At 70.5% G+C, this 19,548-nt stretch carries 21 protein-coding genes; 16 read left to right on the forward strand and 5 right to left on the reverse strand.

Features of this window, described 5'->3' with window-relative positions; all coding sequences use genetic code 11:
- Positions 1-248 precede the first annotated feature (248 nt).
- The 3 genes from mshD to PFX91_RS04405 form a co-directional block, all read right to left on the reverse strand.
- Complete coding sequence (gene mshD / locus PFX91_RS04395) at positions 249-1,241, reverse strand: mycothiol synthase (RefSeq protein ID WP_285729596.1); 993 nt, start codon at positions 1,239-1,241, stop codon at positions 249-251.
- Positions 1,242-1,357: 116 nt separating this feature from the next.
- Entirely contained in the window at positions 1,358-2,437 is a 1,080-nt protein-coding gene (locus tag PFX91_RS04400; protein WP_285729597.1) for a hypothetical protein, read from the reverse strand.
- Between the two features lie 276 nt (positions 2,438-2,713).
- Complete coding sequence (locus PFX91_RS04405) at positions 2,714-3,478, reverse strand: winged helix-turn-helix transcriptional regulator (protein ID WP_285729598.1); 765 nt, start codon at positions 3,476-3,478, stop codon at positions 2,714-2,716.
- 106 nt (positions 3,479-3,584) lie between these two features.
- Between PFX91_RS04405 and PFX91_RS04410 the strand changes: the two genes are divergently transcribed.
- From PFX91_RS04410 to PFX91_RS04445, 8 genes are all read left to right on the forward strand, one after another.
- On the forward strand, positions 3,585-3,842 hold the full coding sequence (locus tag PFX91_RS04410) for a MoaD/ThiS family protein (RefSeq protein WP_285730068.1): 258 nt from the start codon (positions 3,585-3,587) through the stop codon (positions 3,840-3,842).
- A 26-nt stretch (positions 3,843-3,868) separates the two neighbouring features.
- Positions 3,869-4,135, forward strand: coding sequence for a glutaredoxin family protein (locus tag PFX91_RS04415; RefSeq protein ID WP_285729599.1), 267 nt, complete (start codon positions 3,869-3,871; stop codon positions 4,133-4,135).
- A gap of 305 nt (positions 4,136-4,440) precedes the next feature.
- Positions 4,441-5,136, forward strand: coding sequence for a redox-sensing transcriptional repressor Rex (locus PFX91_RS04420; protein WP_285729601.1), 696 nt, complete (start codon positions 4,441-4,443; stop codon positions 5,134-5,136).
- 136 nt (positions 5,137-5,272) lie between these two features.
- Complete coding sequence (locus PFX91_RS04425) at positions 5,273-6,769, forward strand: glutamyl-tRNA reductase (RefSeq protein ID WP_285729603.1); 1,497 nt, start codon at positions 5,273-5,275, stop codon at positions 6,767-6,769.
- Positions 6,770-6,773: 4 nt separating this feature from the next.
- A complete protein-coding gene (hemC, locus tag PFX91_RS04430; RefSeq protein ID WP_285729605.1) occupies positions 6,774-7,736 on the forward strand; it encodes a hydroxymethylbilane synthase in 963 nt (320 codons plus the stop codon).
- A 91-nt stretch (positions 7,737-7,827) separates the two neighbouring features.
- Positions 7,828-9,516: a bifunctional uroporphyrinogen-III C-methyltransferase/uroporphyrinogen-III synthase gene (locus PFX91_RS04435; RefSeq protein WP_285729607.1), complete on the forward strand. Its 1,689-nt coding sequence runs from the start codon at positions 7,828-7,830 to the stop codon at positions 9,514-9,516.
- 53 nt (positions 9,517-9,569) lie between these two features.
- Entirely contained in the window at positions 9,570-10,568 is a 999-nt protein-coding gene (hemB, locus tag PFX91_RS04440; protein ID WP_285729608.1) for a porphobilinogen synthase, read from the forward strand.
- Between the two features lie 96 nt (positions 10,569-10,664).
- Entirely contained in the window at positions 10,665-11,321 is a 657-nt protein-coding gene (locus PFX91_RS04445) for a bifunctional DNA primase/polymerase (RefSeq protein ID WP_285729610.1), read from the forward strand.
- A gap of 95 nt (positions 11,322-11,416) precedes the next feature.
- Here PFX91_RS04445 and rraA read toward each other — a convergent pair whose 3' ends face one another.
- Positions 11,417-11,905 (reverse strand): ribonuclease E activity regulator RraA, encoded by a 489-nt coding sequence (rraA, locus tag PFX91_RS04450; RefSeq protein ID WP_285729612.1) that lies wholly within the window; start codon positions 11,903-11,905, stop codon positions 11,417-11,419.
- 277 nt (positions 11,906-12,182) lie between these two features.
- Between rraA and hemL the strand changes: the two genes are divergently transcribed.
- From hemL to PFX91_RS04470, 4 genes are all read left to right on the forward strand, one after another.
- Positions 12,183-13,478, forward strand: a complete 1,296-nt coding sequence (gene hemL, locus PFX91_RS04455) for a glutamate-1-semialdehyde 2,1-aminomutase (RefSeq protein ID WP_285729613.1) — start codon at positions 12,183-12,185, stop codon at positions 13,476-13,478.
- Positions 13,479-13,515: 37 nt separating this feature from the next.
- A complete protein-coding gene (locus PFX91_RS04460; protein ID WP_285729614.1) occupies positions 13,516-14,151 on the forward strand; it encodes a histidine phosphatase family protein in 636 nt (211 codons plus the stop codon).
- Positions 14,152-14,364: 213 nt separating this feature from the next.
- Positions 14,365-14,463, forward strand: coding sequence for a 30S ribosomal protein bS22 (locus PFX91_RS04465; protein ID WP_013155353.1), 99 nt, complete (start codon positions 14,365-14,367; stop codon positions 14,461-14,463).
- A gap of 224 nt (positions 14,464-14,687) precedes the next feature.
- Positions 14,688-15,629 carry an NAD-dependent epimerase/dehydratase family protein gene (locus tag PFX91_RS04470; protein ID WP_285729615.1) on the forward strand — a complete coding sequence of 314 codons (942 nt, stop codon included), beginning with the start codon at positions 14,688-14,690 and terminating at the stop codon, positions 15,627-15,629.
- Positions 15,630-15,721: 92 nt separating this feature from the next.
- On the opposite strand, the gene PFX91_RS04475 is transcribed toward PFX91_RS04470, so the two are convergent.
- Positions 15,722-16,519, reverse strand: coding sequence for an HAD family hydrolase (locus PFX91_RS04475; RefSeq protein ID WP_285729616.1), 798 nt, complete (start codon positions 16,517-16,519; stop codon positions 15,722-15,724).
- A 265-nt stretch (positions 16,520-16,784) separates the two neighbouring features.
- On the opposite strand from PFX91_RS04475, the gene PFX91_RS04480 reads away from it, so the two are divergent.
- The 4 genes from PFX91_RS04480 to PFX91_RS23090 all read left to right on the forward strand — a co-directional run bounded on the left by PFX91_RS04480 (position 16,785) and on the right by PFX91_RS23090 (position 19,509).
- Positions 16,785-17,921 carry a putative quinol monooxygenase gene (locus PFX91_RS04480; protein ID WP_285729617.1) on the forward strand — a complete coding sequence of 379 codons (1,137 nt, stop codon included), beginning with the start codon at positions 16,785-16,787 and terminating at the stop codon, positions 17,919-17,921.
- Positions 17,922-18,175: 254 nt separating this feature from the next.
- A complete protein-coding gene (locus tag PFX91_RS04485; protein WP_285729619.1) occupies positions 18,176-18,874 on the forward strand; it encodes an LmeA family phospholipid-binding protein in 699 nt (232 codons plus the stop codon).
- A 107-nt stretch (positions 18,875-18,981) separates the two neighbouring features.
- Entirely contained in the window at positions 18,982-19,326 is a 345-nt protein-coding gene (locus tag PFX91_RS04490; RefSeq protein WP_285729621.1) for a thioredoxin family protein, read from the forward strand.
- A gap of 96 nt (positions 19,327-19,422) precedes the next feature.
- A complete protein-coding gene (locus PFX91_RS23090; protein WP_352231633.1) occupies positions 19,423-19,509 on the forward strand; it encodes a putative leader peptide in 87 nt (28 codons plus the stop codon).
- Positions 19,510-19,548: the final 39 nt, after the last annotated feature.

Consider the following 19,548-nt stretch of genomic DNA (forward strand, 5'->3'; position numbering starts at 1 on the left):
TTCCGTGCACCTTCGTACGTGCGCGGTCTCGTGGCGGCCGAGGGCTCGCGGCACCCGCCCGAGGCGGATCCGCGACCTCGGCCCGCCATCCCGTCACGGACCTGGTGCGCGATGGCCGTATCACGCCGAATGTGAAGGTAGGCGTGTCAGGTGACGAGTTGTGCCTGGAAAGGTGAACGGAGAATGAACGGGATGTCGCACTCTCGTGGCGGCAGGGGAAGTGGCCGGTGAATGTGACACTTCGCACGTCAGGCGGGAGACGGTGGCGCCTCGTCGGCGGGCGGCGCGTACATCACGTCGGTGTCCCATATGCCGAATCCGAGTGACTCGTACAACCGCACGGCGGCCTCGTTCGAACCGTCCACGTACAGGTGCACCCAGGGCAGGCCCGAGTCACGCAGATGACGTAGTCCCCTCAGGGTCAGGACGCGGCCGAGGCCGGTGCCCTGCCAGTCCGGGGCCACACCCACCACGTAGACCTCGCCGACGGGCTCGCCGTCGGTGAGTCCGGCTCCGTCGGCGTGGACCTTGGTCCAGTGGAACCCGGCGACCCCGCCGTCCTTGGTGGCGGCCAGGAAGAACCCGTTCGGGTCGAACCAGTCCTCCACCTCGCGCTGGAGCAGATCGTCCAAGGTGAGCCGGCCCTGCTCCGGATGGTCGGCGAACGCGCGCGCGTTGGTCTCCAACCACGCCTGTTCGTCCTGTCCCACGACGAACGTCCGCAACCGCACCCGGTCGGCCACCTCGGGCCGTAGTCGTGGTTCGGGGAGTTCGGGTGCCTCCCAGGGGCCGCCCGCCTCGTCGGCGGCGATGTCGCGCAGCGGCATCCGCATCTTGTGGAGTTCGCGGACGGCGTTCCATCCGTTGTTCCGCGCGACCGAGACCGCCTGCGGGGTGCGTCCGTGCGCCCACACGCGTACGCCCCGGGCTCCGGCGTCCTCGCGGACCGAACGCAGCAGGGCGGTGCCGTGACCGCGCTCGCGGTGGGCGGGATCGACGACGACCTCACCGGAGTCGGGTTCACCCTGGGCGCGCTCCACGAAGGCGAAGCCCACCGCGTGCCCGTCCTCGACGATCACATGGAAACGGCTGCTTCCGGAGGGAGCGCCGTGTCTGATGCGGAGCAGGGTGTGTTCCGACAAGGGGGCGACGCCGTCGATCGCGCGGGCGGACTCGGCGAGTGCCAGGACCTGATCGGCCAGGGCCGGGGCCAGGTCGTCGGTGACTAGCGGGGTTCTCATGGATGGAAAGCCTACGACGGAGCGGCCGGGAAGTTTCCGTCAGGCACGGCCCCAGGAGGGTTCGCCCTGGTGATCCGCCGGGCCCTCGCGAGTCGGGCGGACCACCGGGCTTTCCGCTACTGCCTACGACGCTTGCCCTGGTAGCCGCCGATGCGGACACGCCGCACCGGTGCGAGCGGGGCCGCGAGCAGCAGCGCCAGAAGGAAGGCGGCGAGCAGCACGGCCGGGGCCATGTTCGGCCCCAGGTCGTCGTGGTCGGCGGCCACCTCGGTGCCGTCGAGGTCGTCGTCGGACCCGGGGGTCACCAGCGGCAGGTCGGCCAGGTCCTCGGCCCCGGGGAGGACTCCCGGCAGGTCGGCCTCTCCACTGGGCAACTCGGGGAAGCTCGTGTCGCTGGTGGGCACCTCGCTGATGGGCACCTCGCCCACCCCGCCCCCGGTCGAGGACTCCGGGAGTGTCGACGGGCCGATCGGGGGTCTGCCGGATCCGCCCGTGCCGCCGGAGCCCTCCGAGCCGCGGTCCCGGTCGTTCTCGGGTGGGGTCGTCGGCGAGGGGGTGGGGTCGGGACGGTCCGTCGGAGTGGGGCTCGGGCTCGGTTCCTCCGTGGGCGGCGGGGTCGGTGAGGGGGTGGGCGTCGGTGAGGGAGTCGGGGTGGGCGAGGGCGTCGGCGAAGGTGTGGGCGTCGGTGTGGTCACGGACACGGTCCACGTACCGCTGGAGACCGTGTGCCTCGTCACCGGTTCGAGTTCCGCGCAGGCGGTCCCCTCCTCCGCGAGCGCGTAGGTGAGGGTCGCCACGACGTCGGTCGTCGTGCGCGGCAGGCCGCTCACCTCGCCGGCGGACGCGTCCTCTCCGGGTTCGACCAGGCGGGGCTCGAACCCCCGCGCGTCGAACCCGACGGGGGACACCTCCAGCCCGAGCAGGCAGATACCGGCGTCGCCGGTGTTGGTCACGGTGAGGGGATTGGGTGGTGTGGTACCGCCCAGCCTCACCTCGGTGGAGTCCGTTCCGAAGACGATGACGGCCGCCGCCTTCGGAGAGGGCTCCTCAGGGGCCGAGGGTTCGGCGTGGGCGGGGGAGACCACGGCCGGGGACATCACGGCGATCAGGCTGGAGCCGACGAAGGCGGCACCGAGGGCGACACCCCTGCGTCGGCGCCCGGGGGTGAGCGGGGAACCCGCGGTGGTCGTGGGCATCAGGGCGTTCTCCTCCTTGCGGACGGTGCGCCAAGGCGTTCGTTCGCACCCGGCCGTGGGGGTCTCGCCGCGCCTGACGTCCCGGCGCGGGTGCCTCCCCGATCTTAGGACCTGGAACCTTCGAACACGAGTGGTGAAACGTCTCTTTCTGCTCTCTCCGCTTACGAGATCTGACCATGAGTGACCCCCGCCCCGCTCGGCGGGGCTCTCTTCGCGGGGCCGAGAGCGGGACGGCGGTGGGGCGGGTGGTGTCCGGCGGTTCGCGCTCGGGGACGTCTACGTGGTGCCGGGCTCGACGGACAACGCCTCGGAGCCCTCTCCCGCAGCCGTGGAGGTCTTGCTCGTCCTGCTCGTGGGACCGGGCACGAAGCGGTAGCCCACGTTGCGCACGGTGCCGATCAACGACTCGTACTCCGAACCCAGTTTCGCGCGCAGTCGTCGCACATGGACGTCGATGGTGCGGGTGCCGCCGAAGTAGTCGTACCCCCACACCTCCTGGAGGAGCTGTGCCCGGGTGAACACCCGACCCGGATGCTGTGCCAGGAACTTGAGCAGTTCGAACTCCTTGAAGGTCAGATCCAGGATCCGACCGCGCAGACGGGCGATGTAGGTGGCCTCGTCGATGACGAGATCGCCCCTGCGGATCTCGTCGGGGTCGTCGGGGCCGGAGTCGACCGAACCGACGGCCAGCCGCAGACGTGCCTCCACCTCGGCGGGACCGGCGGTGGACAGGACGAAGTCGTCGACCCGCCAGTCGGGGGTCAGTGCCGCCACACCGCCCTCGGTGAGGATCGCGATCAAAGGACAGCCCAGGCCGGTGGTGTCGAGTAGGCGACAGAAACCGCGGGCCGCGGCCAGATCGGTGCGGGCATCGACCAGAATGGCATCGACGGGCGAGCCGACACCGACACCCGCGCCCGAGGCCAACAGCGCGCCGGCCTCGGCCGGCGCCACCCGTACGGAGTGCAGGAGGAGTCCGAGAGCGGGCAGTACGTGGTCGGACGGTTCGTTCGAGTTCGTCAACAGCAGCAGATGGCTCATGCGTCTCTTCTCGTCATCCCGCGCGACGCGGGCGATCGAAGGCGCCATTGCCCCCGGTGAAGATGTCTGTTACGTCGCCTCCGAGACACACAAGGATAATCAACAGATGGCGAAGTGCATTATCAGGTACTGGGCATCGGCCAAGGAAGCGGCGGGAACCGCAGAGGAAACGGTCGATGCGGATACGCTCGCCGAGGCGCTGACCGCGGCGTGTCGGCTGCGTCCGGACGACCGCTTCCGGCGGGTGCTCGCCTCCTCCTCGCTCCTGGTCGACGAGCGTCCTGTCGGACGCAGGGCGCATGAGGGGATCACCGTCACGGACGGGACGGTGATCGAGGTCCTGCCGCCTTTCGCGGGTGGATGAGGAACATCGGAGACCGGGGAGGGAACATGGTCGACACCCCCGCATGGGCGGGTCGGGCGCGCGTGGTGATGCTCGGCAAGCCGGAGTGCCACCTGTGCGAGGAGGCCTGGGAGGTCATCGAGCGGGTCACCCGGGAGTCGGGCGTCGGTCGGGCCCGCAAAGAACTCGACGATGTGAGCGAGGCCGACCGTGAGGAGTACTGGGACAAGATCCCGGTGACGTTCGTGGACGGCCGTCGGCACGATTTCTGGAGGGTCGACGAACATCGGCTGCGGGCGGCGCTCGGAGGGTGAGGAAGAGAGCGTGCGCCGGAGTGGAAAGGCCGACCCGCTCGTGGACTCACCTACGTGCAATTTCTGGTTGTCCTGAATTGCCGTGAATGCCATCCTCCGATTTCCGTGGGCCGGCTCCTCCCGGTGGGAACTTATGAGCCGGGCCTCACAAGGGACCCCACTTTGTGCGTGCTTTCACAAGCGCGTAATCTAGGGATTCCAGATCTGCCGGGGGAGTACGGCACCGGACCCGCCCGCTCCCGGCGCCGGATCCGCGGCCCGTCCCGCGCCAGCCCGTACCGATCGCCGCTCAGGAGCGCCCGCCTGTGACCAGTCGTCCACCACGGCCCCGGGAGAGGGGCATCCCGGAGGCCACTGTGGCCCGGCTCCCCGTCTACCTGCGCGCTCTCCAGGCGCTCCAGGACCGGGGGACCCTCACCGTCTCCTCCGAGGCCCTCGCCACCGCGGCCGGCGTCAACTCGGCCAAACTGCGCAAGGACCTCTCTCACCTCGGCTCCTATGGAACACGCGGTGTGGGGTACGAGGTCGAGTATCTCGTCTACCAGATCTCACGTGAACTTGGTCTCACCCAGGACTGGGCCGTGGCCATCATCGGCATCGGCAACCTGGGTCGCGCACTGGCCGACTACGGGGGGTTCGGCACCCGTGGCTTCCGTATCGCGGCACTGCTCGACGCCGACCCGGGGATGGTGGGACAGAGCGTGGCATCCCTGGACGTGAGGCATATTGACAGTTTGGAGGAGGTTGTACGTTCGAAAGGGGTCTCCATCGGTGTCATCACGACACCGGCGACCGCCGCCCAGGGCGTGGCGACACGCCTCGTCGAGGCGGGGGTGACCAGCATCCTCAACTTCGCTCCGGTCGTTCTCAACGTGCCGGAGGGGGTCGATGTGCGTAAGGTCGACTTGTCCATCGAACTCCAGATCCTCGCCTTCCACGCGCAGCGCAGGGCAGACGGCGACGGCCGTGGCGCGGAACGCGCGGGGCTGGAACTGACGTGAGACTTCGATGACTCAGGGCCTTTCGGCCCGCGTGAGCGGTGGCGATGAGCGAGCGTGCGCCGCGGCCCCAGGGGATGCGGACGTTTCCCCGGGGCGTACGAAGACGCTGTGTGGTGCCTGCATAGGAGAATGCGGAATGAGTGTCCTGGCCGTGGGGTTGAGCCACCGGAGTTCGCCGGTGGCACTGCTCGAACGCGTCGCGCTGAACGGTGAAACGCGCGCCAACGCGGTCGGGGAGATGGTGGGGTCCGACTGCGTCAACGAGGTCATGGTGGTCTCCACCTGCAACCGTACCGAGGTCTACGCCGACGTCTCGGCGTTCCACCGTGGCGTCGAGACCATCACCGAACTCCTCTCCTGGCACACCGGCGTCCCCCTGAGCGAGCTCTCCGAGCACATGTACGTGCACTACGAGGAACGCGCCGTCCAACACCTGTTCTCGGTCACCTGCGGTCTGGACTCCATGGTCGTCGGGGAGGGGCAGATCCTCGGTCAGGTGCGCGACGCGCTCAAGGAGGGGCAGGAGACGGGTTCCGTCGGTCGCGTCCTCAACGACCTCGGCCAGCGCGCCCTGCGTGTGGGCAAGCGCGCCCACACCGAGACTCACCTGGACCACGCGGGCGCCGACATGGTCAGCTTCGGCCTCGACGTGGCCGGCGCCGGGCTCGGCCTCGGGCCGACCGGCGCTCCGCAGACCACCGCCGACCAGACCATCCAGGTCGTCGGCGCGGTGCCGCCCGTGGGCTGTCCCATGTCCACGGCATCGGGCGACACCGGGGACGAGCCCGGACTCGCCCGACCGGCCAAGGGCCCCCTGTCCGGCGTGCGCGTGCTCGTCCTGGGCGCCGGGTCCATGAGCGCCCTCTCCGCCAACACCGTCTCCCGGCAGGGCGCGACGGCGGTCTTCGTCGCCAACCGCACCTTCGACCGGGCCGCGCGCCTGGCCGAGTGCCTCACCGAGGCCTACGAGACCGTCGAAGCTCGGGCCGTCCCCTTCGCCGACGCCGCCGGAGTCCTCCCCGAGGTCGACCTCGTCATCTCCTGCACCGGCGCCCAGGACCTCGTGCTGACCACCGACGAGGTGGCCACCGCCACCGCGGGACGCACCCGCCCCCTGGTCTTCCTCGACCTCGCCCTTCCCCGCGACATCGAACCCGCCGTGCGCGACCTGCCCGGCGTGCACCTGGTCGACATCGAGGACCTGCGTCAGGCCGCCGCCACCACCGAGACCGGCTCCGAGCGGGCCGGCGCCCTCACCCTCGTGCGCGACATCGTCGACGAGGAGGTCGCCGAGTTCCGCGCGGTCCGCCGCGCCGACCAGGTGGCCCCCACCGTCGTCGCCCTGCGTTCCCAGGCCAAGGACGTGGTGGAGTCCGAGTTGTCGCGTCTGTACGGGCGACTGCCCGAGGACCTCGACGACCGCAGCCGTGAGGAGATCGCCCGGGCCATGCGCCGTGTCGCGGACAAGCTCCTGCACAAGCCGACCGTTCGGGTCAAGGAGCTGGCCGCCAGACCGGACGGGGAGTCCTACGAGACCGCCCTGCGTGAACTCTTCGCACTCGACCCCGGGACCCAGGAGACGCTGACCGCGACCACGGGCCCCGCCACCGCGGCCACGACCGCACAGGAGTAAGGCAATGACCGGCACACCCGCCAAACTCGGCACCCGTCGCAGCACCATGGCCACCAGCCAGTCCCGGATGGTCGCCGACGCCATCACCGAGCGCACCGGCCAGGCGATCGAACTGGAGCTGATCACCAGCTTCGGTGACGTCACCAAGGCCCATCTGACCCAGCTCGGAGGCACCGGCGTCTTCGTCAACGCCCTGCGCGACGCCCTCAACGAGGGCGCCATCGACTTCGCCGTCCACTCGCTCAAGGACCTGCCGACCACCCCGGCGGAGGGGCTCGTGCTGGCGGCCATCCCCGAGCGCGACGACCCGCGTGACGCCCTGTGCGCCCGCGACGGACTCAAGTTCGCCGACCTGCCCTCGGGATCCAAGGTCGGTACGGGTTCCCCGCGCCGCGTCGCCCAGCTCGCGGCCCTGCGCCCCGACCTGACCTACGTGCCGATCCGAGGCAACGCCGAGACCCGCCTGGGCAAGGTGACCTCCGGCGAACTCGACGCCGTCATCCTCGCCTACGCCGGCCTCGGACGGGTGGGACGCGTCGAGGACGTCACGGACGTCTTCGACCCCGAACAGATGCTGCCCGCGCCCGGCCAGGGGGCCCTCGCCGTGGAGTGCTCCGTCGAGCGCCGTGACGGCGACCTCGCCTACCTGGCCTCGGTCGACCACCCGGCCACCCGCGTCGAGGTCACCGCCGAGCGCACCGTACTCGCCGAACTCGAGGCCGGATGCGCCGCCCCGGTCGGTGCCTACGCCCAGTACGACGCCGACTCCGGACGTCTGCGCCTGCGCGCCGCGGTGGTCGCCACCAACGGATCCGAGGCCGTGCGACGCGAGCACACCGTCGAACTCGCCTCTGCCGAGGGCCTGGACGGCGCCATCGCGCTCGGCCGGGACCTGGCCCGCCGCATGATCGACGAGGGAGCCGACCGCATCGTTGCGGAGGCCTTCGCCGAGAGGGACGCACTCTGACCATGAGCCGGCGGCCGGAGCCCGCCGTACCGCAACCGCCCCGGATACCGTGCGCCGGGGCGCGGGCGACGCACACATGAGGAGCCAGTACGTGAACGCCAACGCCAACCCCCAACCGGAGGAGCCGCGCCGCCCGCGTGGATCCGGGCATGTCGCCCTGGTCGGTGCCGGGCCGGGCGGCGCCGACCTACTGACCCTTCGGGGCGCCGAGATGCTGCGCCGTGCCGACGTGGTCATCACGATGAGCGAACCGGCGGCCGAGGAACTCGCGGACTTCCGCGCCGAGCTCCTCTCCCACTGCTCCAAGGACGTCACCGTGCTGGAGGCGGAGGAGTGCGGGGGCGACGCCGACACGCTCGCGATCGCCCACGCCCGGGAGGGTCAGAGGGTGGTCCGTCTCTACTCGGGCGACCCGTTCTTCGGTTGCCGCGGCGCCGAGCTGGTCGCCGCCTGCCACGAGGCGGACGTGGAGGTCGAGGTCGTTCCCGGCGTCTCCTCGGTCACCTCCGTGCCGACCTTCGCGGGTCTGCCCCTGCTGGGCTCGGAGAACCCCGAGGTGCGTGTGCTCAACGCCCGGGCGCACGGAGGCAAGGAGGTCGACTGGCACGAGGTCGCCGCCGCCGACGCCACCCTGATCATCCTGGGCGCCGACGCACCCGCCGGCGAGGACCCCGCGCACCAGGGCCCCGGCTTCGACGTGCTGTGCAAGACCCTCATCGCGGGCGGTCGCCCCGGCACCACCCCCGTCGCGGTCGTGCGCGCCGGGGGCACCACCCGCCAGACCACGGTCACCTCCACACTGACCCGTCTGGTCGCCGAACTGAAGGCGAAGGACGCCAAGGGACATCACGCCACGGCCCCGGCGCTGATGATCGTGGGGTCCGCCGCGACCCACCGGCCCGAACTGTCCTGGTACGAGAACCGGCCGTTGTTCGGTTGGCGCGTCCTGGTGCCCAGGACCAAGGAGCAGGCTCCGGCCCTGTCCGTCCAGCTGCGCAACTACGGCGCGGTGCCCGAGGAGGTCCCCACCATCTCGGTGGAGCCGCCCCGTACCCCGCAGCAGATGGAACGCGCGGTCCGCGGCCTGGTCACCGGGCGCTACCAGTGGGTGGCCTTCACCTCCGTCAACGCGGTCAAGGCGATCCGTGAGCGCCTGGAGTCCTACGGCCTGGACGCACGGGCCTTCGCCGGGGTCAAGGTCGCCGTCGTCGGCGACGCCACCGCCCAGGCGGTGCGCGACTTCGGGATCCAGCCCGACCTGGCCCCGCCGGAGGAACAGCAGTCCGGGGCGGGTCTGGTGTCGGTGTGGCCGCCCTACGACGCCGAGATCGACCCCATCGAACGCGTGCTGCTGCCCCGCGCCGACATCGCCACCGAGGTCCTGTCCGCGGGTCTGGACAAGCTCGGCTGGGAGGTCGACGACGTCACCGCCTACCGGACGGTGCGCGCCTCGCCTCCGCCCGCGCCCATCCGCGAGGCCATCAAGGGAGGCGGTTTCGACGCGGTGCTGTTCACGTCCTCCTCCACGGTGCGCAACCTGGTGGGGATCGCGGGCAAGCCGCACAACACCACGGTCATCGCCGCCATCGGCCGAGAGACGGAGCAGACCGCGATCGAATTCGGTCTGCGGGTCGACGTGGTGGCGCCGAAGGCCTCGGTGGCGGCCCTCGCACAGGCCCTGGCGGAGTATGGTGCGGCCAAGAGGATCGAGGCCATCGAGGCGGGCAAGCCCGTCCTCAAACCCAGCCAGAAGAGGCGGGGGCGCCGTCGCAAGCTCTGAGCCCGCCCAGCCGCCCGTACCAGCACAGTGAGAACCCACCCGGGAGCCCCGCGATGAACGCTTCCCACAACGACGCCGCCTTCCCCGTCGTCCGGCCGCGCCGCCTGCGCCGTGGACGGGCGCTGCGCCGCCTGGTCGCCGAGAGCCGGGTGCTCCCGGAGAACCTCATCCTGCCGATGTTCGTCAAGGAGGGGCTCTCCGAGCCGGTGGCGATCTCCTCGATGCCGGGCCAGGTCCAACACACCAGGGACAGCCTGCGCAAGGCCGCCCACGAGGCGGTGACGGCCGGGGTCGGCGGACTGATGCTGTTCGGTGTCCCCGGGCACAAGGACGAGCGCGGCACGGCCGCCGACGACCCCGAGGGGATCGTCCAGGTGGCCCTGCGCGACCTGGACGCCGAGGTCGGCGGGGACATCGTGATCATGGCCGATCTGTGTCTGTGCGAGTACACCGACCACGGTCACTGCGGTCCGCTGCGCCCCGACGGGCACGTCGACAACGATCTGACCCTGGAACGGTACGCGTCCATCGCCGTGGCCCAGGCCGAGGCGGGGGCCGCCGTGGTGGCGCCCAGCGGCATGATGGACGGACAGGTCGCGGCGATCCGCGCCGGACTGGACCGTGCGGGACACGACCAGGTGCCGATCCTGGCGTACGCGGCCAAGTACGCGTCCGCCTTCTACGGACCCTTCCGCGAGGCGGCCGAGGGCGCGCCGATGTTCGGCGACCGTTCCGGCTACCAACAGGATCCCGCCAACGCGCGCGAAGCGCTGCGTGAGGTCGCGCTGGACGTGGCCGAGGGGGCCGACATGGTGATGGTCAAACCTGGCCTGGCCTACCTGGACATCGTGGCCAAGGTGGCGGAGGCCTCGCCGGTACCCGTGTCGGCCTACCAGGTCAGCGGTGAGTACGCGATGATCGAGGCGGCGGCGGAGCGAGGGTGGCTGGACCGGGAGCGGGTCATCATGGAGACCCTGACCTCCTACCGGAGGGCCGGTGCGGAGCAGATCCTCACCTACTGGGCGACCGAGGCCGCCCGCCTGCTGCGGTAACGCGAACAGGCCCACGTCCCGGTCGCGGTCCGCCGGGCTCGGGGCCCCACGACCACGAGGCCGCGCCAGGATCACGAGCACCACCGGGGAGGCTTCATGGCCGAGGTTCTGTACCGACGGAGGCGACGTCATGCGGCGGGCGGCATGCTCGAAGCCGCTCTAAGCTATGCCGAGCTCGGTTGGCCGGTGGCGCGAGGCACCTCGCCGGGGCAGGACCGCGCGTGCAGCTGTGACCGCATGGGATGTCCGGATCCGGCGGCCCACCCGGTGACGATGGCCTGGGGGATGGAGGCCAGCACCGACGCCGACACCATCCGCCGATGGTGGACGGCCGCCCCCGACGCGAACATCATCCTGCCCACCGGTCGGGTGTTCGACGTGTTCGACGTACCGAGGGAGGCGGGGGTGATGGCGTTGGCCCGCATGGACCGCTCGGGCGTCCCCGCGGGCCCTGTCGCGGCGATCGAGGCCTCCCGCTACCTGTTCTTCGTGGCCACCCGTTCCCCCGTGGACGAGGACGAGTGGTGGTCCTGCCATCTGGACTGCGTGCCCGAGTCCGTGGAGGAGATGCCCGGCCTGCGCTGGCACTGTCGCGACAGTTTCGTCCTCGGTGCCCCGTCCCTGCTCCCCTCCGGCCGGCGGGGCACGTGGATCCGTCCTCCGCGTGACACGGGCGGCGGCACGGTGCACCTTCCCGACCCCATCGCGGTGCTCTCGATCCTCGTCGACGCCAGTGAGGAGTTCCCCGGCTAGGGGTTCCTACGACCACCGGCCCGGGGACCGGTGGAGTTGCCGGTGTCGGGCGCGAACCCCCATGACGGCCCCCGAGCCGATCACGGTCGGCGGGTTCAGAGCCCGATCTCCTCGGCGCTCACGACCACGCCGTCCTCGTCGCTGTAGAGCCACTCGCCCGGGACGAAGGTGACGTCGCCGAAGGTGACCGGCACATCCAGACGTCCGGCGCCGTCCTTGACGGACTTGCGCGGGTTGGAACCCAGCGCCTTGACCCCCAGGTCGAGTTCCCCCAGGGCGCGGGTGTCGCGTACCGCGCCGAAGATCACCACTCCGGCCCACCCGTTGGCCACGGCGGACTCGCCGATCATGTCGCCCAGTAGGGCGGAGCGCAGCGAACCACCACCGTCCACCACCAGGACCGCGCCCTCACCGGGGGTGTTGAGGACCTGCTTGACCAGGCCGTTGTCCTCGTGGCACTTGACGGTGCGGATGCGGCCGAAGAACGTCGTGCGCCCGCCGAACCGCCGGAACTGTGTGGAACAGCTGCGCAGGGTGTCGCCGTGGTCGTCGATGAGGTCCGCGGTGGAGAGGTTCGGGGTCATGATGGCTCCGGTCTCGGAAAACGGGTGTGCGCCCCAAATTACTCGTCGGTACCGTGGGCCTCTTCGCCGGTACCGCCCCTTCTCCGTGGACATCGCGCCCACGGGCTGAAGGACGCCTGCGAGCGCGCGGCACTCCTGCCGTCCACGGGTGATCCCAGCACCGGGATCCACCGGTTGGTCCGTGCCCTCATACGCGACTGACACGGGACTCCGGCCCACTCCGGCCCCCGGGGCGGGTCACGGCACCGTCGAGGGACACAGCTGAGACACTGGTGAGGTGGGTACTCAACAGACTTCAGCAGAGCTTTTCCAGCGTGCCTCCGCCGTCGTTCCCGGGGGGGTCAACTCGCCGGTACGCGCCTTCGGCGCGGTCGGGGGCACACCGCCCTTCTTCGTCAAGGGGGAGGGTCCCTACCTCACCGACGCCGACGGCCGCCGGTACGTCGACCTCGTGTGCTCCTGGGGGCCGCTCATCCTGGGCCACGCCGCTCCCGCCGTCGTGGAGGCCCTCCACGGTGCGGTCGCGGCGGGAACCTCCTACGGAGCGCCGACGCCCGGTGAGGTGGAGCTCGCGGAGCTGATCGTCGCACGCGCCCCCGTGGAGAAGGTCCGTCTCGTCAACTCCGGGACCGAGGCCACCATGTCCGCGATCCGTCTCGCACGGGGTTTCACGGGACGTAGCAAGGTCGTCAAGTTCGCGGGCAACTACCACGGCCACGTCGACGCGCTCCTGGCCGCCGCGGGATCGGGTCTGGCCACCTTCGCCCTGCCCGACTCCCCGGGGGTGACGGGCGCCAGCGCGGCCGACACCCTCGTGCTGCCCTACAACGACGTCGAAGCCGTCGAGAACGCCTTCGCCGAGCACGGCGACGAGATCGCCTGCGTCATCGCCGAGGCCTGCCCGGCCAACATGGGCGTGGTCCCGCCCAAGCCCGGGTTCAACGCCCGCCTCAAGGAGATCGCCCACGCCCACGGCGCCCTGCTCGTCCTGGACGAGGTCCTCACCGGGTTCCGTGTGAGCGGCTCGGGCTGGTACGGCCTGGAGGGGGTCGCCCCCGACCTCATGACCTTCGGCAAGGTCATGGGCGGCGGCCTGCCCGCGGCCGCGTTCGGAGGCCGTGCCGAGATCATGGACCGTCTGGCCCCCAACGGCCCGGTCTACCAGGCGGGCACCCTGTCGGGGAACCCGCTGGCCACCGCCGCGGGACTCGCCACGTTGCGCGGCGCCACGCCCGAGGTCTACGCCCACATCGACAAGGTCTCCGAACAGGTCAGGGACGAGGTGTCCCGAGCACTCGACGCGGCCGGGGTCGTCCACCGCCTCCACAGCGGCGGCAACCTCTTCACGGTGTTCTTCACCGACCGGGACGTCGTCGACTTCGACACCGCGCGCACCACGGACACCGCGGTCTTCTCGGCGTTCTTCCACGCCATGCTCGACCAGGGCGTGTACCTGCCCCCCGCCGCCTTCGAGGCGTGGTTCCTCTCCGCGGCGCACGACGACGCCGCCGTCGACAGGGTCGTCTCGGCGTTGCCCAAGGCGGCCCGTGCCGCGGCCGAGGCCCAGGGCTGACCCACCCCGTCCCCGACCCCGAAGGAAAGACGAGAACATGACGACGACCACCGTCGTACACCTGTTGCGGCACGGAGAGGTGCACAACCCGGACAAGGTGCTCTACGGAAGGCTTCCCCACTTCCACCTCAGCGACCGAGGCCGGCAGATGGCCGAGATGGCGACGGAGTGGTTCGAGGGACACGACATCGCCGCCCTGTTCTCCTCGCCGCTGGACCGCACCCAGGAGACGGCCGTCCCCCTCCAGAAGGCGACCGGCCTGCCCGTCACCCTGGACGACCGCCTCATCGAGGCGGCCAACAAGTTCGAGGGCATGACGCTGTCGCGACGCTCCGTACGCGACCCCCGCGTCTTCAGTCGGGTCTACAACCCGTTCCTGCCTTCGTGGGGAGAGCCCTACACCGAGATCGTGGCCCGCATGGTGGAGGTCATCAAGGTCGCCCGTCGCGCCGCCTGGGGGCGGGAGGCGGTGTGCGTCAGCCATCAGCTGCCGATCTGGATGGCCCGGCGCGCGGCCGAGGGCAGGCGTCTGTGGCACCGGCCCGACCTGCGCGAGTGCAATCTGGCGAGCGTGACGTCGCTGACCTTCACCGAACAACGGTTGACCAGCGTCAGCTACGCGGAACCGGCCGCCGTTCTGTACAAGGACGAGCCGCCGTTGCCGGGGGCATGAGCCCGAGCGCGCACTCATAACGGTAAGCTGGGGGCTTCGGGTGCGGTGGACGTGTGCTTCCAGCGGCACCCCTCAGGGTGCATCCCGGTCGCACCGGCCACCCCCGTGCCTTGGGCGCGTCGGTGCCTGACAGCCGCATCCGGACCCCTTGCCGGTTCTCACCGCTCAGCGGTCCGGCATGTCCGTAGCCCTCCTCAGCGAGAAGGTGATCCCATGGGTTCCGTCATCAAGAAGCGACGCAAGCGGATGGCGAAGAAGAAGCACCGTAAGCTGCTCAAGCGCACGCGTGTGGCGCGTCGCAACAAGAAGTAGAGCTGCATCGCGGCGAACGTCTCTCCGCGGGCGTGGACGTGCCCGTGGCACGTCCCCGGACGCGGAGACACCTTCGTCCTTGCCCGGCCTTTGCCGGGACAAGGGAATTTTCTGGTCGAGGCGCTGTTGTGCCTCACGGGCCGAGACCGCCGAGCCGCCCTCGGGACGAGCGGTGCGCGGACCCACCGGAACAGCTCCTGTCCCCTCCCAAGGAACGTGTCGCCATGACTCGTGTCGTACTCGTCACCGGGGTCTCCAGCCCCTTGGCCGCCAGAGTCGCGCAGGCCCTGAGCGAAGAACCCGGTGTGCGCCGGGTGGTCGGTGCCGACTCCTCGCCGCCGCCCGCCGACGCGCGCGGGATCGAGTACGCCCACGTGGACCTGCACGACGGAAGCCTGGACGGGATCGTCGCCGACTCGGGGGCCGACCTGGTCCTGCACCTGGGTCTGGACACCCACAGGAGCCCGAACCGGGAGGAGAACCTCCTGGGCACCATGCGGGTGCTCGGCGCGGCCCAACGCTCCTCCACGATCAGGCGCCTGGTGGTGCGCTCCAGCGCCACCTTGGACGCCGACGACGCGGCCGAGGTCGAGCGGCACACCCGCGGCCTCCAACGCCGCCGTCCGGATCTGTCCGTGGCGGTGCTGCGCTTCGCCAATCTCATCGGTCCCTCGGTGCGCACTCCCCTCACCCGTTACCTGGACTCGCGGTTCGTGCCGACGGTGCTCGGCAGGGACCCGCACGTACAGTTCCTGCACGAGGACGACGGGGCCGAGGCGCTCGTGCGCATGGCGCTCAGCGACGGTACGGGATTCTTCGACGTGGCGGGCGCGGACTCGGTCCCGCTCTCCCACTGCCTGCGTCGTGTCGGCGGCCAGCGACTTCCCGTCCCGGCCCGAGGCCTTCGGGTACTGCGCGGACTGGCCAGGCACGGACGGATCGAGTACGCCAGCTCCAGTGCCTCCCGCGCCGTACACGCCGGTCTGAACGCCGTCGGCATGGACTCCGACTCCCTGGAACAGGTCCTGGGCTGGTCACCGGCCTACAGTTCGGCGGAGGCGTTCGAGACCTTCGCCCACAGCTGCCGCGTCGACCGTTCGTCCGCGCGCGGAGGATTGCGGGCCGTCCACGTCCTCGCGCTCGCCAGGATGACGCTGGGGCGCTGAGCGACCCTCTTCAGGTCCCTTGGGGCGGAGAACATGGTCGAACGCCCGTCAGGGGCATCTGAGAGCTTTCGGGTCGTCCGAGGGATTCCTCCTCAGACCGCTCTGCGATGTCTGACCGCGCGCAGCGCCATCGCGCCGGCGACGGCCCCCGCCACGGCGGCCGGCACGGCCACCCGCAGCGTGGTCCGGTGTCGTCGAAAGTCGTGTACGGGCCATCCGTGCGTGCGCGCGTGTCGGAGGAGGTCGGGGTCGGGGTTGACCGCGTGCGGACGGCCCACCAGGGACAGTAGCGGCAGGTCGTTGGAGGAGTCGCTGTAGGCCGAGCACGAGTCCAGGTCCCACCCCTCCCTCCGCGCCAGTGCGCGTACGGCCACGGCCTTGGCCGGACCGTGCAGCAGGTCCCCGTTCAACCGCCCCGTGTACACCCCGTCGATGTTCTCGGCCTCGGTGCCCAGCGCACCGGTCAGCCCCAGCCTCCGCCGGATGATCTGCGCCAGTTCCACGGGTGTCGCCGTCACCAGCCACACCGGGCGTCCCGCGTCCAGGTGACCCTGGACCAGGGCCCGGGCGCCCTCCCAGATGCGGTCGGCCATGGTCTCGTCGTAGATCTCCTCGCACAGGGCGACCAGGTCGTTCACGTCGTGTCCCGCCACGAAGGCCAGCGCGGCCTCGCGTGCGGCGTTGATGTGCTCGGGCTGTTCGCTTCCCGTCACCCGGAACACCGTCTGCCCCCAGGCGAACCGCAGGAGGTCACGGGTGGTGAACAGGTCACGGGAGGCCAGCCCGCGGGCGAAGTGGTAGATCGACGCACCCCGCATCAGGGTGTTGTCCACGTCGAAGAAGGCGGCCCCGCGGCCATGGGGAGGTGGGGGCGCGGCGTCGTGTGACACGGTTATCTCCTGGCTTGGGCGGAGGAGGCGTTCCGCCGGTGTGGACGGGTCTGCCGGCGCCGGGGCGGCGCTCCCCGCGCATGCGAGCCTATGGCCACCCGTGAGTTCCGGTGCGACCGCCGGGATGCGTCGGTAGGTCGGGTGGTGAAGATCACAGTGTGGACCCCCGTTGTGGCCTCCCTGCTGCAAGATCGCATCCGAAACGAATCCCCCATACCTGCACCGAGTACACATCCACCCGCCAACGTGGAGCATCATTGTCGGGATGGTGACGGTAGGACTGGCATTCATAAGCGCGTTGGTGGGCTGGAGCGCCACCGCCGCGTTGGCCGCGTATGCCCAGCGCCGCCCCAGTGTGGCGGCCGTCGGGTGGCTCATCGCGGCGTTGGGGACCACGGTGGGGCTCAGCGCCGGCGTGATCGGTGCGCTGTTCGACTTCGGCGAGCTCACCTTCCGGTTGCTACAGATCGGCATCAGCCTCATCGGACCGCTCTACATGTCCTGGGGCGCCTTCGAGTACGGCGTTCGCTCGCCCCGTGGCCGGTTCACCTCGCGCCTGTTCCTCAGCGCGCTCACCATCGTTCCCCTGGTGGTGATGTCCGTCGACCGGCTGAGCACCCGTTTCGGCGACTCCTACCCCGCCCTGGGCGAGCACTACGACCTCATTCCGCGCACGCTCGTCAACGTCACACAGGCGTTCGTCGTCGTCCTCCTCGTCACCGCGGCCGTCACGGTCGCCAGACGCGCCTCCGACAGCCGCACCACCGACCTGTCGGTGCTGGGACTGGTCGCCTTGTCGGTGCTGCTCTCCGTCCTCGTGGGCCGTCTGGGCCTGGGAGCACTGGGGCCGCTGCTGATGTTCGGCGCGATCTCCGCCCTGTGGGGCGCCGCGGCCCTGGCCGCGCGTCCCCGCCGCGACCGCTACGACGACGAGGACGACTACTACGACGACGCGGACGAGGACCTCGACGACGACCTCATGGAGGAGCCCGTGCGCCGTAAGCGCCGTGCAGCCGACCCCTACGACGACTACTACGACGGTCCGCCGGTCCGTCAGGCTCCCCCCGCCGAACTGCGGGGCGTCATCACCATCTACACCCTCGCCGAGGGGCAGGGCGCGGGCTTCGACCGCCTCGCCGACGCCGTCGTGGCCCAGGTCTGCGAGCACGAGCCCGACACGCTGCTGTTCGCCTGTCACACGGTGCCCAGCGCCCCGCTACAGCGCATCGTCTACGCGATCTACCGCGACGAGCTGGCGCAGGAGGAGCACGAGCAGCAGCCGCACGTCCTGGAGTTCGCCCGTCTCAGCACCCAGCACGTCGTCGCCACGAACGTGATCGAACTCTCCCTCTCGGGTGCGGCGGCCAGCGACGGCCTCGCCGCCATGCTGATGCCCCGCTGAGGACCGTTCCCGCTTCTCCGAAGGCCCTGCCGTCGCCAGGATCCGCGACGGGGAATGTCTCGAACCGGTGTACTTGTCCAGGGGAGATGAACCGCGAGAAGTCCACCGGCGTCCCAACCAGGGTGAAGTACCCTTCCCTACAGGTTTTTCATGACCGGTGCCCGTCGGGCATCGATGGCGTGTGACCACGACCGGCGGGACGCCCCCCCAGCCGAGAGCGCGCCGGAACGAAAGAAAGTGTGCTGGGATCTCCGATGCGTAAGTTCCTCGTCGTTTCCCTCATCCTCCTGGCGGCGCTCGCGGTGGCGGCCGACATCGGGGCCCGCAGCTTCGCCCAGAACATGCTCGCGAGCCGTGTCGCGGAACAGTTCCAGATGAACGAGGAGCCGGAGGTGGCCTTCGAGGGCTGGGCCTTCCTGCCCCAGGCGATCAGCGGGACCTACTCCGAGATCAACATCACCGCGGCCTCCGCCACCATGGACGACGTCACCGTCGAGCAGATCGACGTCACCGCCGGCGACGTCGAGGCGCCGCTCGCCGACCTGCTCGACCAGCCCAGCGTGGTGGCCGGACGGTTGGACGGGTCGCTGACCGTCCCCTACACCTACTTCAACGCCTACCTGCCCGAGGGGATGACCGTCACCACCGAGGGCGGCGAACCCCGTATCACCGGTGAGCTGGCCTTTCCGGAGTTCGGCCTGAGCACCTCGGTCAGCGCGGGCGGGGAGTTCGCGGTGGAGGGCGACACCGTCACCCTCACCCCCGTCGACATCCAGGTCGGTGACGCCCCGGCCGATCTCAGCGGTATGGCCACGAGCATGCTCACCTTCAGCGCCCAGGCGCCCCGGCTGCCCTTCGGTCTGACCGTCACCGACATGGAGGCCACCTCCAGCGGGTTGCGGGTCAGCGGCAACGCCGAGAACGTCGCGCTCATGGGCGCGGAGTCCGCCTGAGGAGCGCTCCGGACGCCGCCGTGCCGGGACGGCGGCGTCCGGAGCACCGGAGCCCGGCGGAGGCGCGGTACGACGGAGGCGAAAGCGGGTCGAGGAAGGGAGCCGACATGGACCGAACGGGACGCGAGGCACGCCCGCAGGAACGGACGCTCACCGCCGAGGACATCGGCGCCGAACTCGGGACCCGGGCCACGCTCGTGCAGTTCTCCACGGCCTTCTGTCAGCCCTGTCGGGCCACGAGACGGATCCTGGACGAGGTCGCCGGCATGGTCGAGGGCGTGGCCCATGTGGAGGTGGACGCCGAGGCCCGGCTCGACCTCGTCCGCCGCCTGGACATCCTGCGCACGCCCACCGTGCTGGTCCTGGACGACGCGGGTCGCACGGTGTGCCGGGCCGCCGGACAGCCGCGTAAGGCGGACGTCATCGCCGCGCTCGGCGCGGCCATACCCTGAGCCGACCCCCGACGAACACCTCACCGGGGCGGATATCCCCCCTGTGACCAAACCCACCCGTGACAAAGGTGTGACGGGCACTGTAGCTTCTGAGGTGTGACTTCCTTGACGAGCGCGTATCTGACGAAGCGACGGGCAGTGGACTTCTGCCGCGTCGCCACCGCGCTCTGTCTGTGTCCCTAGGCGGACGGGGCTCGGCCCCGCGCCTTCTCCGTGCGACTG

Origin of the sequence: Nocardiopsis sp. ATB16-24, assembly GCF_030271535.1 — a bacterium.
GTDB lineage: Bacteria > Actinomycetota > Actinomycetes > Streptosporangiales > Streptosporangiaceae > Nocardiopsis.